This window comes from Streptomyces sp. NPDC059906, from assembly GCF_042730645.1.
In the GTDB taxonomy this organism is placed as follows: Bacteria; Actinomycetota; Actinomycetes; order Streptomycetales; family Streptomycetaceae; genus Streptomyces; species Streptomyces rubrogriseus.
This window is the reverse complement of sequence record NZ_JBHWKU010000006.1, coordinates 136,619-151,694: the sequence shown is the minus strand read 5'-3', so window position 1 is coordinate 151,694 and position 15,076 is coordinate 136,619. Positions and strand designations below refer to the sequence as shown.

Genomic DNA, 15,076 nt, shown 5'->3' with positions numbered 1-15,076 from the left:
TCCGGAGAGTCAGGAGGGTTCCGGCCCGCCCGAGCACCTCGTGACCCGACGGCCCGGAACCCACGCACCGGAGATGACCCCATGAAGATCCACCTCACCAGCGTCTTCGTCGACGATCAGGCGCACGCGCTGCGCTTCTACACCGAGACCCTGGGCTTCCTGAAGAAGCACGACGTGCCGGTGGGGGCGGGCGGGGACCGGTGGCTGACCGTGGTCTCGCCCGAGGCCCCCGACGGGACCGAGCTGCTGCTCGAACCGTCCGGTCACCCCGCGGTGCGGCCGTACCGGACGGCGCTGGCCCAGGACGGCATCCCGGCCGCCTCCTTCGCCGTGGACGACGTACGGGCGGAGCACGACCGGCTGCGCTCGCTCGGGGTGCACTTCACCCAGGATCCGATGGAGATGGGCGCGGTCACCACGGCGGTCCTCGACGACACCTGCGGAAACCTCATCCAGATCATGCAGGTCCAGTAGCCGGCGGGGCGCGCCCTGCCCCGCGTGTCGACTCGGCTCGCGCCGTCCGGCGTCAAGCGCGGGGCGGGCGGAACTGGGGGCCGTAGGTGCCCCGGCCGCCCGGGATGCCGGTTTCCATCAGCTCCACGGCGGGGCCCTCCAGCCCGCGCATCGTCCGGACGGCGGAGCCCAGGGTGCGTGCGTCGCCGTGGGCCCAGGCCGCCTCGAGGGTGCCGAGCACCTTGGCGTAGGCGGTGTCGAAGCGGTCGAGCAGGTCCCCGACCCGCTGCGAGGGGTCGGGCCAGCCACCGGCCGGGACCCGGGCCATGGGGCGCGCGTCGGGGAAGGGCACGGGGGCGCCGGTGAACCGCCAGCCGTCGTCCTCCCGGCGCAGTTGCCGGCCGTGGTAGATCTCGCCGAAGGCGTAGTAGTGGGCCGGGTGGTCGTCGCCGAAGGCGTCCTCGGGGGAGCTGGTTGTGCCCTCGCCCTGTTCCTTGATGATCTCGATCGCCCGCTCGACGCCGTCGAGGTCGGACACGGGTTCCAGGACGTCGGAGCCGATGCGCTGGGACAACTGCCCGTCGGCCGACAGTGGCGGTGCCGTGGCCCGGAAGGCGCGCAGCAGGCCGTCGTAGAAGTGGCCGATGCCGGGTGAGTTGTTCACGCCGCGGGCCAGGGGGGCCTCCGGGGCTTCGATGGCCATCATCACGTCGCGCACGAAGGGCTTGTTGAGACCCGAGAGGTAGACGTTCACCTCCGCGCGCACGCCGCCGGGCAGCGGGCCGGGGTAGGCGAGGGCGGCGTCCGTGATCCGCGGCCGGCCGCCCACCGCCACCAGCAGGTTGCAGACGACGCCCATGTGGTACATCTCGTCGCCGATGATGCGCCGGATCAGCCGTGCGACGTGGCTCGTGCGGTCGCCCACGGACCACCATCCGCACAGGTAGGGCGGGATGGTGGCGAGTTCGAGTGCCACGGCGACCTGAAGGGCATCCCTGAGCCAGTCGACACCGCGTCCGCTCTCGGGGACCGCGAGCAGGTGCGCCACGGACCGGCAGCCCGGCGCGGCGCCTTCCGGCCGCCCGGCCGCAGGCGCGGGCGCGGCGGCCGGGACGGACGCGGCGGCCGCCACGACGGCCGACGCCATGAAGGTCCGTCGCCCGAACGGGGCACCCGTCCCCGACGCTTCCTCGCGCACACCAGTCACCCGTACTCCTCCCGCAGGCGGCGGCCGCATCCGACCGGGACGTCCGCATTCGTCCGACGGCTGGCGAAACTAGCAGCGGTGAGGTCGTTTCCCGGGCGGGCGGCACCGGGTGGGGCATCCTCTACCCGGTCGGCCCTACCGGGGACGCCCCTCACGTATCAGCGACAGCAACAGCGCGTGCGTCCCGGCATCGGCGGCCGCCACGAGACCGCGGCCCGCGGGGCCGACGGGCTCGCCGTCGACTCCGGTGACGACGCAGCCGGCCGCCCGGCACAGCGCGATACCGGCGGCGAAGTGCACGCTTTCGGTCAGGCCGGTGCCGTCGGTGACGTAGGCGGCGCGTTTCCCGGCCGCGACCCAGGCCAGGGCCAGCGTCGTGGACAGGACCCGCGGCCGCAGGCGCCGCACGAAGCCGGGGTGGGCGAGCAGGTCGGCCGCCCGGAACGCGGGCGCGCCCGGGAAGGGCGGGTCCAGGTTCACGTCGACCAGCCGGGTCGCCGCACTGGGCGCCAGCGGTGTGTCGTGGCCGTCGCGCCGGACCCGGGCCCTCTCGCCGTCGGTGAAGAGGATCTCGCCGCCGAACGGGTCGGCCACGGCCGCCGGGCCTCCGCGCAGCGCCACGTTGACGGCCACCGCCATGGTGCCCGCGGCGTAGTTGAGCGTGCCGCACAGGGGGTCCACCAGCCACTGGCGTGCCGCGTCGGCCGCTCCCCGCCGCCCGCCCTCCTCACCGCATATCGCGTCGTGGGGCCGCGCGGCACGGATGGCGTTGAGGATCGCCTCCTCGGCGGCCACGTCGGCGTCGGTGGCGAAGTCCCCGCCACCCTTGTCGAATCGGGTCAGCCGTTGTCCGTAGCGGGCTCGCACGGTCTCGGCGCCGGCCCGCGCGGCGGCGATCGCGACTTCGGTGTCGTCATGACGCGCACCGGTGTCGTCATGGGGCACAGGCAAGTTGATCACGGTGTGCAGGGTAACGGCCGAAGCATTCCGGGCCTACGGGCCTACAGGCGTACGGGCCTACACCGACGGCGCCGGGGGTGCCGGGGGTGCCGGTCTGCTTCAGGAGGTCCCGGCGCGGCAGGAGCGGCCGGTGCGGAGGTTCCCCGTGGCGCCGGTGATGACGGAGTCCAGCCGGTCCCGGGTGCCGACCAGTTCGGCGATCCGGCCCTCGACACGCTCCCGCTCGGTGGACAGCCGGTCGAGCAGCTCGGGCGTGGCCCTGCCGTCGGCCGCGTACGGCATGAGTCCGACGATGGTCCTGCTCGACAGGCCCGCGGCGTAGAGCTGCTGGATCAGCCCGACGCGGTCGACCGCGCCCTCGGGGTAGTGCCGCTGGCCGCTGTGGCTGCGCTCCGGGACGAGAAGTTCCTGTTCCTCGTAGTAGCGCAGCGCCCGCACGCTGACGCCCGTCCTGGCGGCGAGCTCCCCGATGCGCATCCCGCGCCTCCTCTCGTGAGGCGGTCGTACGACTTGCCTCTCACGTCGGCGTCAGGTTTTAGCGTAACCCCCAAGGCCCCCGACTCGTCCCGGGTCCCGCTCCGAACCCCCTTGACCAGCAGAAAGAAGGCCCTTCCATGACCGCACCAGCCCTCGCGGCGACCGGCGCCGCCGCCACCGCTCCGGTCGTCTCGGTCAAGCCCGTGGTGCTGCCCGCACCCGAGCGTGGCGAGGATCTGCGCCTGCGGGTGTCCGCCCCGGTGACCGGGCACGGTCTGCCCGTCGTACTCCTCGCGCACGGCTTCGGCTCGTCGCTGGACGGATACGGCCCACTCGCCGACCACTGGGCCGCCCACGGCTTCGTGGTGATCCAGCCCACCCACCTCGACTCGAAGAGCGTGGCCCTTCCCGAGGACGACCCGCGCCGGCCGGGGTTGTGGCGCTCGCGCGTGGAGGACATGAAGCGCGTCCTGGACGGCCTGGACCTGGTGGAGGCGGCCGTTCCCGGCCTCCGGGGGCGCCCGGACCGAAGCCGTGTCGCGGCGGCCGGTCACTCCTTCGGCGGCCAGACCGCGGGTCTCCTGCTGGGCCTGCGCGTGCGCGACCCCGCGACCGGGGAGGCGGAGGACCTGTCCGATTCCCGGATCAAGGCGGGCGTGCTGCTCGCGACGGCCGGCAACGGCGGCGACGACCTGACCCCGTTCGCGGCCCAGCGCCTCCCGTGGCTGAGGCACCCCGACTTCACGCACATGACCACCCCGGCACTCGTGGTCGCGGGCGACCGGGACGACCTGCCGTTCACCGTACGCGGCGCGGACTGGACGGCCGATCCGTACGTCCTGAGCCCCGGCCGCAAGAGCCTCCTCACCCTCTACGGAGCGGAACACTTCCTCGGCGGGATCTCCGGCTACCAGGCCGCGGAGACCACCGACGAGAACCCCGCCCACGTCGCCCTGGTCCAACGGGTGACCCTGGCCTACCTCCGCCACACCCTCGGCATCGACAGCACGGACTGGACTGCCACGCGCAAGACCCTCACCGGGACGACCCATCCCCTCGGCCGGCTCGAATCCAAGTGAGCCCACTGCGCGAGATCGCCCGGCACCCCGCGCGCCGGACACCGTCGTTGACACACTCTTGACACGGTCACGTCGATCGCTTGTATGGTCTAGTCCAACAGAACTCGCCGCTCCGTTTACGGAGTTGAGCCCTGCCGGGGTCCCACGCCCCGGCGGGGACGGTGAGTGCGCGTCACCTTCGCGCCTCCTGGCCCCACCCACGAGAGGCCGTACTCGGCGTGCGCGCGGTCCCCCCACACATGGCCGCGCGCGCCTGGGACGGCCGGATGTGAAGGAGTTCCCATGCACGCACGTCGGAAGACCGCTGCCCTGATCGGCGCGGCCCTCGCCCCTGTCGTGGCCGTGAGCCTGCCCGCCTCCTCGGCGAGCGCGCACGGCTACATCTCCGACCCGCCCAGCCGCCAGGCCCAGTGCGCCGCGGGCACGGTGTCCTGCGGCGACATCACGTACGAGCCCCAGAGCGTCGAGGGCCCCAAGGGCCTGACCAGTTGCAGTGGCGGCAACAGCCGCTTCGCGGAACTGGACGACGACAGCAAGGGCTGGCAGGTCACCCCGGTGTCGAAGAACACGACGTTCTCGTGGCGGCTCACCGCGCAGCACGCCACCAGCACTTGGGAGTACTACGTCGGTGGTCAGCGGATCGCGCTGTTCGACGACGGCGGCGCGAAGCCGGGCGCGGTCGTGAACCACCAGGTCGACTTCGGCGGACTCACCGGACAGCAGAAGGTGCTGGCCGTGTGGAACGTCGCCGACACGTCCAACGCGTTCTACGCCTGCATCGACGTCAACGTCGGGGGCTGACGGGCCGGTCGGAGTGGTCGGGGAGCGGTCACAGCCCCTTCGAGGGTGCACGACCGCTCCCCCGCCGCCCGCCGCCTCCGCCCTCCCCCGGCCCTCCCTCCCATCGAGCAGGAGCAGATACCGTGCAGCACCGCAAGCTCGCGCTGCTGGCCGCCACCGGTGCGGCCGCCGCCCTGTGCACGCTGACCATGGCGCCGTCGGCCGTCGCCGAGAAGTCCGACACCCGGACCACCGCCGCCGAATTCGTGGTCAGCGAAGCCCAGTTCGACCAGATGTTCCCGAGCCGGAACTCCTTCTACACCTACAGCGGTCTCACCGCCGCGCTCAGCGCCTACCCGGGGTTCTCGAACACCGGCAGCGACACGGTGAAGAAGCAGGAGGCCGCCGCCTTCCTCGCCAACGTCAGCCACGAGACCGGTGGGCTGGTGTACGTGGTGGAGCAGAACACCGCCAACTACCCGCACTACTGCGACGCGTCCCAGCCGTACGGCTGCCCGGCCGGCAACGACAAGTACTACGGGCGCGGGCCCGTCCAGCTGAGCTGGAACTTCAACTACAAGGCCGCCGGAGACGCCCTCGGCATCGATCTGCTCAACAACCCCGACCTGGTCCAGAACGACTCGGCCGTGGCCTGGAAGACGGGCCTGTGGTACTGGAACACCCAGACCGGGCCCGGCACCATGACCCCGCACGACGCCATGGTCAACGGCGCCGGTTTCGGGGAGACCATCCGGTCCATCAACGGCAGCCTGGAGTGCGACGGGGGCAATCCCGGGCAGGTCCAGAGCCGGATCGACAACTACGAGCGCTTCACCCAGCTCCTCGGCGTCGAGCCCGGCGGCAACCTGAGCTGTTAGGACCCGTCCGGCCCGCCCGCCCCCTCGTGCCCACCGGCGCGCCCGGTCGCGAGGGGGCCGCGTCGGCGGCGGAACCAGCGGCCCGGGCCGCGTCGGGTCCGGCGCGGCGCGCGGCGAGCCGTCCGGCCCGCCGCCGCACCGGTCCCGTCCGGCGCGGCGGGAGCCCGGCGCCAGTCGTCGTCGGGCGAAAGGAGCGGGGACCTGCGTTCCGCCTGGCTGCGGATCTCGACGTGGGACGCGTACGCCGTGGTGCGGAACGCCTCCTCGTAGGAGGCGAGGGCCGCGCTCATCGCCCCGCCCGCCAGGCCCCGGCGGCGCACGCGCGACGCCAGCCGGGTGAAGCAGCCGAGGACCGCGGCGAGGCCACCGGCGAGGAGCACGAACGGCAGGAGCGCACCCATGAGCTCGACCCTACCGGCCGGGCGGGCCTCACGCCCCGGGCAGGCACCGCTCCCCGGGCGGGCCGCACTCCCCGGGCAGGCGCAGCTCTCCGGGCCCGCGTCACTCCCGGGGTCCGCCCTCCGCTCCGGGCGCACCGAGCCGCGCGAGGTCTTCGGCGTCCGGCTCCTCCAGCAGGAAACCGGCACCTCCCTCGAGCATGCCGGCGATCTCGGCCGAGCGCGGGAGCATCGTCTTCTCGTAGGTGCGCACGGCGTCGTCGACGGTGGCGGACGCCGCGAGGGCGAGCGCGAGTTCCGCGGCGTCGAGCATGGCGAGGTTCACTCCGACCCCGAGCGGGGGCATGAGGTGCGCGGCGTCGCCCAGCAGGGTCACGCCCGGTGTGGGCCGCCAGGTGTGCGGCACCGGCAGGGCGAAGAGCGGGCGGTCGACGTACGGGCCGTCGTTCTCGGTGATCATCCGGAGTATCCGGGGTGACCAGCCGGCGTACTCGGCGAGGAGCCGGGCCCGGATGCCGTCGGTGTCGTCCGGACGCAGCCCGCTCGCCGTCATCCAGTCCAGGGCGACCCTCCGCATGAGGTAGACGCGCATGTGCCCACCGCTGTTCCGCTGTGCGAAGAGGCCCCGCTGTCCGTCGGCCACATGGGCGCTGCCCCGGCCGACCAGGTCGGACAGCTTGGGGTGCGTGGATTCCATGTCGTCGAACCAGGCCTCGAGGAAGCCGACCCCGGTGTAGCGCGGTACCGCGTCGGACACCGCCGCGCGAACTCGGGAGAACGCGCCGTCCGCTCCGATCACGAGGTCCGTCACCACGGTGCTCCCGTCGGCGAACGTCAGCGTCCGCGGTCCGTCGGCCGGCCCGCCCACCGATTCCAGGCCGTGTCCCCACCGCACCGTCCCGGCGTCGAGCGATCCCAGCAGGAGCTCCCGGAGCTGACCGCGGTCGATCTCCGGGCGGGCCGTCTCGCCCTCGTCCGGCAGCCGGTGCCCGAGGAGCCGCCCCGCGGTGTCGAAGCGGCGCTCCTCCTGGCTCTCGCACCTGGCGAGCGCGAAGAACTCCTCCAGCAGGCCTGCTTCGCGGAGCGCGAGTTGGCCGTCCTCCTCATGCAGGTCGAGCGAGCCTCCCTGGTCGCGGGAGGCGGCGTCCGGATCGCGGTCGTACACCGTGACCGCGATGCCGTGCCGGCGCAGCACACGTGCGCAGGTGAGCCCTCCCGGGCCCGCACCGATGATGCTGATCCGCGCGGCGGCGGGCGTCGGAGAGTTCATGGTGGCTTCCTTCCGTTGGCGGGTCCCCCGTGGAAACCACCAAAGCAGAAACGAGTGAGAAACTGCAACTGTTCCAGTTTCTTATTCACTGCACTTCCAGTCTCGGTTCGGTTTCTGTGTCGTTCCAGTCGTGGGTTAGGGTGGCGCCATGCCCGACTCTTCGACCCCCGGCCGCCGCGAGCGCAAGAAGGCGGCGACCAGGCAGGCCATCGCCGACGCCGCCCTGGAGCTGTTCCTGGAGCACGGTTTCGACCGGGTCAGCGTCCGCGACGTCGCCGAGCAGGCCGACGTCTCGACGACGACCCTCTTCGCGCACTTCCCGAGCAAGGAGTCGCTGGTCTTCGACCGCGAGCAGGACGTCGACGCCGCACTGGCCGCCGCCGTGCGGGAACGGCCCGACGGACGGGGCGTGGTCGAGGCGCTGCGGGCACACGCCCTGGAGTCCTGGGTGCCGATCGTGACCGATCCGCGCCGGGCGAGCTTCACCGCCCTGGTCAGCGACACGCCCGCGCTCCGCGAGTACGGGGAGCGCATGTGGATGCGACACGCCGACACCCTGAGCACCGTGATCGCGGAGGAACTCGATCGGGAGCCGGACGACCTGGCGTGCGCGGCGCTGGCCCGGTTCGTCCTGGAGATCCCCGCCCTGACCACGGGACGGCACGATCCCCGGGCGACCGTGGAGACCGTGTTCGACCTGCTCCTGCACGGCTGGCGGTCGCAGGAAGACCCGCCTCCCCCTCAGCCGGACCGCGGGTAGTCGGGCAGGTCCAGGGAGGAGTGGGCGGCGCGCCCTTCCCGCGCGCTCGTGGTCACCATGGCCCGCGCCGCCGCCTGAGGATCGCGCAGCAGGGCGTTGCGCGCTTCCAGCTCCTCACGTGTGGCGGGGGTGACCGCCGAGCCGCCGCTGGTGGCCAGCGCCTGGTTGCGCTCGGCGAAGGGACGGATTCGGCGCTCGTAGGCGGCGAAGGCCTCCGTGTGGTCCGCGTGCGTGGCCAGTTCGCCGGCCAGGACGTACGCGCCGACGAGCGCGACGCTCGACCCCTGGCCGGAGATGAACGACGTGGCGTGCGCCGCGTCGCCCGCGAGGACGACACGCCCGTGCGACCAGGTACGCATGTGGATCTGGCTCACGATGTCGAAGAACAGGTCGTCGGCCTCGCGCATGCCCTCGACCAGCCGCGGCAGGTGCCAGACCCGCTCGGGGAAGCGCGCCGCCACCAGGTCCCGCTGGGCGCGGGGGTCGCGGAAGGCGTTGAAGGGCGGGGTGTCGCGGGTGAAGGTGAGGAAGCCGTGCAGCCGGCCGGCGGGCTCGTGGGCGTAGAGGACGGCGCTGCGTCCCGGTTCGTTCCAGATGACGGCCTCGTGCGCGAGCCCGAACTCGTTCGGCAGCGTGAAGCCCGCGAAGACGTGCCCGAGGTAGCGGTGGAACGGCTCCTCGGGCCCGAAGACCAGCCTGCGCGTGTTCGAGTGCAGTCCGTCCGCGCCGACCACGAGGTCGAAGGTCCGGCGCAGGCCGCTGTCGAAGACGACGTGCACGGCGTCGCCGGCGTCGTCGAGCGTCGCGATCGAGTCCTCGAAGAGGAACTCGACCCGCTCCCGCAGCGGGGAGTAGAGCGCGTCGGCCAGGTCGCCGCGCCGGACCTCGAGGTCGACCCCCGCCGTTCCCCCGGTCAGCTGCTCGGGCTGGAGCGAGCCGACCCTCTCCCCCGCCGCGTCCACGAAGGTGATGCGCTGACTGTCGACGTGTGCCTTGGTCAGCGCCGGCAGCAGACCCATGCGGTCGACGGCCTCGCGGGCCGTGCCGCGCACGTCGATCGCGTAGCCGCCCCCGCGCACGGCGGCCGCCTTCTCGACGACGGTCACCTCGAAGCCGTACCGGTCGAGCCAGTGCGCGAGCGCGGGGCCCGCGATACTTGCCCCGGAGATCAGTACGCGGCGAGCGGGACGGGATGTGTGGACCATGGCTTCTCACCCTTCCACCGGGACGAATCCCGGGAAGACGGAGGCACGTGCCGCACCAGCGGCAAATATGCGTACCTTAGGTATCTTTATGGAGGCCATACGGCGCCCTCCCGGACACCGGCCGCTCCCCATGATATAGATACCTAAGTCAGGTATGCAAATGGAGATCTCATGACCCCCGAAGCCGCCGGCCCTGCCCGACCCGCCGGACCCGCCGGACCGGACGATCCGCACGACGGCCTGCTCACCGTGCTGCCCCGGCTCACCCAGCTCAGCGCCGCCTTCAACAGGGGACGGCTCACGGAACGCGCCGCCGAGGCGGCCGGGCTCGCCCTCGACCGACCCGCCATGGGCGTGCTGGTGACCTTGCGTACGGCCGACCAGCCGCTGCGGATCGGCGAGATCGCCGACCGGATGCAGGTCGTGGGCCCGCACGTCACCCGCCAGGTACAGGCGCTGGAGAAGCGCGGCCTGGTACGCCGGGTCGCCGACCCCCACGACCGCCGCGCGAGCCTCATCGAACCGACCGGGGACGGACTGGAGGCCGCCAACCGGTACGTGACGTCCCTGCTCGGCTGGTTCGCCGAGGCGCTCGCCGACTGGCCGCGGCAGGACCGCGAGGACCTCACGCGCCTGCTCACCCGCCTCGCGGACGACGTGACGGCACGGCTGGCCCGGCTCGACGCGGAGGACTGAGCGCTCGGCGACCGTCGTCGCATCCCTTGATGCGGTCCACAGCGGGTGCATAGGATCGTGAAGCGAGCGGTTGAATCGTTTCAAACGCAAAGGCGGATCCACATGAGCGAGGAATCGACCGAGGAAACGACCGAGGAATCGACCGAGGAATCGACCGAAGGATCGGCCGGGGAACCGACCGGGAACGGGACCGAGGGCTGGAACCGAAGAGTCTTCCTCCGCGGCACCGTGACGACCGCGGGTGCCGCGGGCGTCACGGCGCTGGCAGGCGGCGGCGCGGTCGCGGCGGCGGGCGGCAAAACGGCCGGCCGCCCGGCGGAGACGGGGACGAAGACGGCCGGACTGCGCGTCGTGCGCACCAGCGTCGAGTACACCGAGAACCTGCTCGGCACGGACGTCGAACGCCCGCGGCTCTCCTGGGAGCTGGCCGCCCCCGGGCACGGCGCCCGGCAGACCGCCTACCACGTCCGGGTCACCCGGGACTCCGGTGGCAGGGGCCGCACCCGCACGGTGTGGGACTCCGGCAAGGTCGCCTCCGACCGCAGCGTCGGCATCCCCTACGGCGGGCCCGCACTGCTCCCCCGCACCCGCTACCACTGGCAGGTCCGGGTCTGGGACGCCGCCGGGCGCCGTTCCCGCTGGAGCGAGACCCGCTGGTGGGAGACCTCACTGCCGGCCGACGGCTGGCGGGCGAGCTGGATCGGCGCCGAGGAGCCGCCCGCGCCGCCGTCCCTGGCGGGCGCGTCCTGGATCTGGTCCCCCGGCGCGACCTCCTCGGACGCCCCGGAGGGCGAAGCCCGGTTCCGCGCCACGCTCACCCTGCCCGCGGGCTCCGTGGTGAAGCGTGCCGTGGTGAGTGCCACGGCCGACGACGACTTCACCCTCTACGTCGGCGGGCAGCAGGTGCTCCACGCACCGTCGCAGACCGACGGCTGGCGCACCGGCCGCACGGCGGACGTCACGGAGCAGGCGCGCTCCGCCGACGGCGGGATCCTCGTCGCCGCCCTCGCCACCAACCGGCCCGGGGCCAGTGTCAACCCCGGCGGACTCCTCGCCCGCCTCCTCGTCGAGACGGACGACGAAGGCACCCTTGAACTGCGCACCGGCGACGGCTGGCGCACCACCGGCGCCGCGCAGGAGGGCTGGGAACGGCCCGGGTTCGACGACGGCGACTGGGAGGCGGCCGCCGTACTGGCCCCCTACGGCCAGGGCCCCTGGGGCGGCGACGTCACCGTCACCGGCCCCGAGGCGCCCGCCCCGCTGCTGCGCCGCTCCTTCACCGTCCGCGGCCGCGTCGCGCGCGCACGCCTGCACATCAGCGGACTCGCCTACTACGAGGCGGAGATCAACGGCATGCGCGTCGGCGACCAGGTCCTCGACCCCGGATTCACCGACTACGACGAGACGGTGCTGTACGCCGTCCACGACGTGACGGAGCTGCTGCGGCGCGGCGAGAACGCCATCGGGGTCGCCCTCGGGCGCGGCTTCTACGGCATGACGACGCCCAACGTCTGGAACTGGCACCGCGCGCCCTGGCACGGCGAGCCCCGGCTGCTCGCGCAGTTGGAGATCGACCACCCGGACGGGACCCGCACCACCGTCGCCACGGACGGCGAGTGGCGCATCACCGAGGGGCCGACGCTGTCCGACTCCCTGTACGCCGGGGAGACCTACGACTCCCGGCGGGCACCCGACGGCTGGTCCCGGGCCGGGTTCGACGACTCGGCGTGGCGGCCGGCCGGAGTGCGCGGGGCGCCGGGCGGCACACTGCGCGCGCAGCCGCACGACCCGATCGGGATCGTCGACACCGTCCGCCCGAAGGCCGTCGAGGAGCTGCGCGACGGCGTGTACGTCGTGGACATGGGCCGCACCATGGCCGGCTGGACCCGGCTGACCGTCCGCGGGGCCGCCGAGGGCACGGTGGTCCGGCTCGTCCACGGCGAGAAGCTCGAGGCCGACGGCGGTGTGCACGCCGAGACCGGGCACGTGCCGGGCCGCTTCCAGACCGACGAATACGTGTGCGCCGGCCGGGACGAGGAGGTGTGGGAGCTGAGCTTCCCGTACAAGGGCTTCCGGTATGTCGAGGTCCACGGCCTGCCCGCGCGGCCCGCCCCGGAGGACGTGCTGGGGCGGCTGGTGCACTCCCGCGTGGACGAGGTCGGCTCGTTCTCCTGCTCGGAGCCGTTCTACGAGTGGCTCGACCGGGCCATGCGGCGCACCGTCCTGAACAACCTGCACGGCATCCCCACCGACACGCCGATGTACGAGAAGAACGGCTGGACGGGCGACGCCCAGCTCGGCACGCCGGTCATGACGTACGCCTTCGGGATGCAGCGCTTCCTGTCCAAGTGGCTCGGGGACCTCGCCGACAGCCAGAACGACGACGGACAGCTCCCCGTGATCGTGCCCAGCGGCGGCTGGGGCTACGGCGACCTCGGGCCCTCGCCCGAGTGGACGACCGTGTACCCCTTCGTGGTGCGTGAGTTGTACCGGGTGTACGGGGACGAGCGGGCGGCCCGGGAGCACTGGGAGACGCTGACCCGCTACCTGGACTGGGAACTCGGCCGGCTGCGGGACGGCCTGGCCGTCACCGCGCTCGGCGACTATCTGGCACCCGGCTACGGCGGCAACCCGCCCGAGGACACCCGGCTGACCGCGACGGCCTACCTGTACCGGGCGCTGCTGCACACGGCGGAGCTGGGCGAGGCGCTCTCCGGCCTGCCCGGCGACAACGATGTCCCCGGCCGCTACCGTGCCGCCGCCGAGGGACTGCGCAACGCGTTCAACGGGGCGTTCCTCGGGCCGGACGGGTACTACCGCACGGCCAAGGACCCGGACTACCGGCAGACGTCCAACGCGATACCGCTGGCGTTCGGGCTGGTGCCGCCGGGAGCCCGGGCCACGGTCGTGGAGAGCCTGGTCGCCGACATCGAGCAGCGCGGGAACCACCTCAACACGGGCGCCCTGGGCACGAGTGTGCTGCTGCGGGTCCTGTGCGCCCACGGCCGCCCGGACGTCGCCCATGCCGTGGCCACCCGGCGCACGTACCCCGGTTGGGGCTACTGGCACGACAACGGTGCCGACACCATGTGGGAGATGTGGCCGCTGGACTCCCGCTCGCGCGACCACTACTTCCAGGGCACCGTGGCCCAGTGGCTGTACGAGAACGTGGCCGGGCTCAGGCCGGGCGACGCGGGGTGGCGCACCTTCACCGTGCGCCCCGACGCCCGTACGGGGGTGGAGTGGGCGCACACCTCGATCCGTACCGTGCGCGGGGAGGCGGCCGTGGCGTGGTCCGCCGTCGACGGGAGGCTGCGGCTGACGGTCCGCGTGCCCGTCGGGTCGCGGGCGGAGGTCCACGTGCCGGTGTCCGAGGGAGGGCGCGCGACCGTCCCTCGCGGGGCAGAGTTCGTGCGGTCGGTGCCCGGCTTCGACATCCTCCGGGCCGCCCACGGCAGTTGGGAGTTCACCGGCGACGCGTGACGGGGGCCGGGCCTCAGGCGTCCGCGGACCGGGCGAGGGAACGCGGGCGCAGGTCGGTCCAGTTGGCCTCGACGTAGGCCAGGCAGGCGTCCCGGGTGTTCTCCTCGAACACGGTCGTCCACCCGCCCGGCACGGCCGCGAAGGACGGCCAGAGCGAGTGCTGGCCCTCGTCGTTCGCCAGGACGAGAAAGCGGCCGTCGGCGTCGTCGAAGGGGTTGGTGCTCATACCCGGTACCTCCCAGTGGATTAGGTTAGGCTCGCCTAATGTGCGATGAGCTTAGCCTTCCGGATTTCCGCTCCACAAGGAGACGTTCATGAGGTGGGCGGAGGCGAACTCCTTCGCCGCGTTCGGGCTGACCGCCGTGCCCGGCACCGACGCCTTCTGGGACGGTCTGTCGACGCCCCTGCCGGTACCCGACGGCGACGGGTGGACGACCCTGTTCCTGTGGCGCGGGCCGCGGGCGGCGAGCGTCGTCTTCGAGAGCTGGTCGGCCCCGGTGCCCCTGCGGCGCTGGCGCGACACGGACTGCTGGTACGCCGAGGTGCGCATGCCGGCGCGGCTGCGGGTGACGTACCGGTTCGTCGTCGGCGAGGACGCGTACGCCGACCCGTACAACCCCGCGGGCGCGGGCGGCGAACGGTCCGTCGCCGCGACCCCGGACGCCCCGGCCCAGCCGCACTGGCCCCTGGTCGGCGCCGGCGACGTCCTGCCCCTGCCCCGCACCCGGCTGCGCTGGACCAGCGAGCGGCTCGGCGGGCGGCGCACCGTGCGGGTCCATCCGGTGGGCGGGGGCGGGCCGGTGGTCCTGCTGCTCGACGGGGACGACTGGCTGTACCTGCACCCGGCGACGGCCGCCTTCGAGTCGGCCGTCGCGAGCGGTGAGATGCCTCCGGTCACCCTGGTCTTCCTCCCGGCCGGGGACCGCGGCGCCGAGTTCGGGTGCCGTCCCGCGCTGTGGGAGGCGGTGCGGGACGAGTTGCTGCCGCTGGTGGCCGGGAGCGGGGTGCGGGCCGACCCCGGCCGGACGGTGGTCGCGGGGCAGAGCCTCGGCGGTCTGAGCGCGTTGTACGCGGCGCTGGAGTTCCCGGACCTGGTGTCGCGGGTCGCCTGTCAGTCGGCGTCCCTGTGGTGGACGCCCGGCGCCGCGGATCTGCCGGACCCCCTGGGCGGCCCGGTCGGCGGCACGATCGCGGCGCGGCTGCGCGCGCGTCCCGACCTGTCCGGGCTGCGGATCGCGTTCGACGTGGGGGAACACGAGCAGCGGATGCTCCCCCACTGCGCCCTTGTCGAGTCCCTGACGGAACAGTCCGGTGCGACCGTACGCGTCTCCAGGTCGGCCTCGGGCCACGACCGCGCGGGCTGGCGGCACGCGCTGCTCCGGGACGTGGCCTGGGCCCTCGCGTAAAGGCCCCTCGCGCGGGGGTCACCG

Annotated in this window: 15 protein-coding genes; 8 read left to right on the top strand and 7 right to left on the bottom strand. The window is 73.2% G+C overall.

Translation table 11 applies throughout. The annotated features are described in order from the left end of the window. Window positions 1-81 precede the first annotated feature (81 nt). A complete protein-coding gene (locus ACFV9J_RS12180; RefSeq protein WP_385353156.1) occupies window positions 82-474 on the top strand; it encodes a VOC family protein in 393 nt (130 codons plus the stop codon). 52 nt (window positions 475-526) lie between these two features. Here the strand turns inward: ACFV9J_RS12180 and ACFV9J_RS12175 are convergent, their stop codons facing one another. From ACFV9J_RS12175 to ACFV9J_RS12165, 3 genes are all read right to left on the bottom strand, one after another. Next, on the bottom strand, window positions 527-1,660 hold the full coding sequence (locus ACFV9J_RS12175) for a ferritin-like protein (protein WP_385353154.1): 1,134 nt from the start codon (window positions 1,658-1,660) through the stop codon (window positions 527-529). Window positions 1,661-1,795: 135 nt separating this feature from the next. After that, on the bottom strand, window positions 1,796-2,620 hold the full coding sequence (locus ACFV9J_RS12170; RefSeq protein WP_385353152.1) for an inositol monophosphatase family protein: 825 nt from the start codon (window positions 2,618-2,620) through the stop codon (window positions 1,796-1,798). 99 nt (window positions 2,621-2,719) lie between these two features. Continuing rightward, window positions 2,720-3,097 carry a MerR family transcriptional regulator gene (locus ACFV9J_RS12165; protein WP_385353150.1) on the bottom strand — a complete coding sequence of 126 codons (378 nt, stop codon included), beginning with the start codon at window positions 3,095-3,097 and terminating at the stop codon, window positions 2,720-2,722. A gap of 137 nt (window positions 3,098-3,234) precedes the next feature. On the opposite strand from ACFV9J_RS12165, the gene ACFV9J_RS12160 reads away from it, so the two are divergent. The 3 genes from ACFV9J_RS12160 (at window position 3,235) to ACFV9J_RS12150 (ending at window position 5,834) form a co-directional block, all read left to right on the top strand. Next, complete coding sequence (locus ACFV9J_RS12160; RefSeq protein WP_385353148.1) at window positions 3,235-4,176, top strand: alpha/beta hydrolase family protein; 942 nt, start codon at window positions 3,235-3,237, stop codon at window positions 4,174-4,176. A gap of 282 nt (window positions 4,177-4,458) precedes the next feature. Next, window positions 4,459-4,977, top strand: coding sequence for a lytic polysaccharide monooxygenase auxiliary activity family 9 protein (locus ACFV9J_RS12155; protein WP_385353146.1), 519 nt, complete (start codon window positions 4,459-4,461; stop codon window positions 4,975-4,977). Between the two features lie 122 nt (window positions 4,978-5,099). After that, window positions 5,100-5,834 (top strand): chitinase, encoded by a 735-nt coding sequence (locus ACFV9J_RS12150; RefSeq protein WP_385353144.1) that lies wholly within the window; start codon window positions 5,100-5,102, stop codon window positions 5,832-5,834. Here the strand turns inward: ACFV9J_RS12150 and ACFV9J_RS12145 are convergent. Continuing rightward, window positions 5,831-6,235: a hypothetical protein gene (locus ACFV9J_RS12145; RefSeq protein ID WP_385353142.1), complete on the bottom strand. Its 405-nt coding sequence runs from the start codon at window positions 6,233-6,235 to the stop codon at window positions 5,831-5,833. The two genes, ACFV9J_RS12150 and ACFV9J_RS12145, sit on opposite strands and share 4 nt — an antisense overlap. Before the next feature lie 100 nt (window positions 6,236-6,335). Beyond that, window positions 6,336-7,502: an FAD-dependent oxidoreductase gene (locus tag ACFV9J_RS12140; protein ID WP_385353140.1), complete on the bottom strand. Its 1,167-nt coding sequence runs from the start codon at window positions 7,500-7,502 to the stop codon at window positions 6,336-6,338. 148 nt (window positions 7,503-7,650) lie between these two features. Here ACFV9J_RS12140 and ACFV9J_RS12135 point away from each other — a divergent pair, with 148 nt between their 5' ends. Continuing rightward, a complete protein-coding gene (locus ACFV9J_RS12135; protein ID WP_385353138.1) occupies window positions 7,651-8,262 on the top strand; it encodes a TetR/AcrR family transcriptional regulator in 612 nt (203 codons plus the stop codon). Here the strand turns inward: ACFV9J_RS12135 and ACFV9J_RS12130 are convergent. Beyond that, a complete protein-coding gene (locus ACFV9J_RS12130) occupies window positions 8,244-9,467 on the bottom strand; it encodes an FAD-dependent monooxygenase (RefSeq protein ID WP_385353136.1) in 1,224 nt (407 codons plus the stop codon). The two genes, ACFV9J_RS12135 and ACFV9J_RS12130, sit on opposite strands and share 19 nt — an antisense overlap. Before the next feature lie 171 nt (window positions 9,468-9,638). Between ACFV9J_RS12130 and ACFV9J_RS12125 the strand changes: the two genes are divergently transcribed. After that, the gene (locus ACFV9J_RS12125; protein WP_385353134.1) at window positions 9,639-10,163 is read left to right on the top strand and encodes a MarR family winged helix-turn-helix transcriptional regulator; all 525 of its coding nucleotides are present in this window, start codon (window positions 9,639-9,641) and stop codon (window positions 10,161-10,163) included. 102 nt (window positions 10,164-10,265) lie between these two features. After that, window positions 10,266-13,646, top strand: a complete 3,381-nt coding sequence (locus ACFV9J_RS12120; protein ID WP_385353132.1) for a family 78 glycoside hydrolase catalytic domain — start codon at window positions 10,266-10,268, stop codon at window positions 13,644-13,646. Between the two features lie 13 nt (window positions 13,647-13,659). On the opposite strand, the gene ACFV9J_RS12115 is transcribed toward ACFV9J_RS12120, so the two are convergent. Then, a complete protein-coding gene (locus ACFV9J_RS12115) occupies window positions 13,660-13,872 on the bottom strand; it encodes an MbtH family protein (RefSeq protein WP_385353130.1) in 213 nt (70 codons plus the stop codon). An 88-nt stretch (window positions 13,873-13,960) separates the two neighbouring features. Between ACFV9J_RS12115 and ACFV9J_RS12110 the strand changes: the two genes are divergently transcribed. Beyond that, complete coding sequence (locus ACFV9J_RS12110; protein ID WP_385353128.1) at window positions 13,961-15,052, top strand: alpha/beta fold hydrolase; 1,092 nt, start codon at window positions 13,961-13,963, stop codon at window positions 15,050-15,052. Window positions 15,053-15,076: the final 24 nt, after the last annotated feature.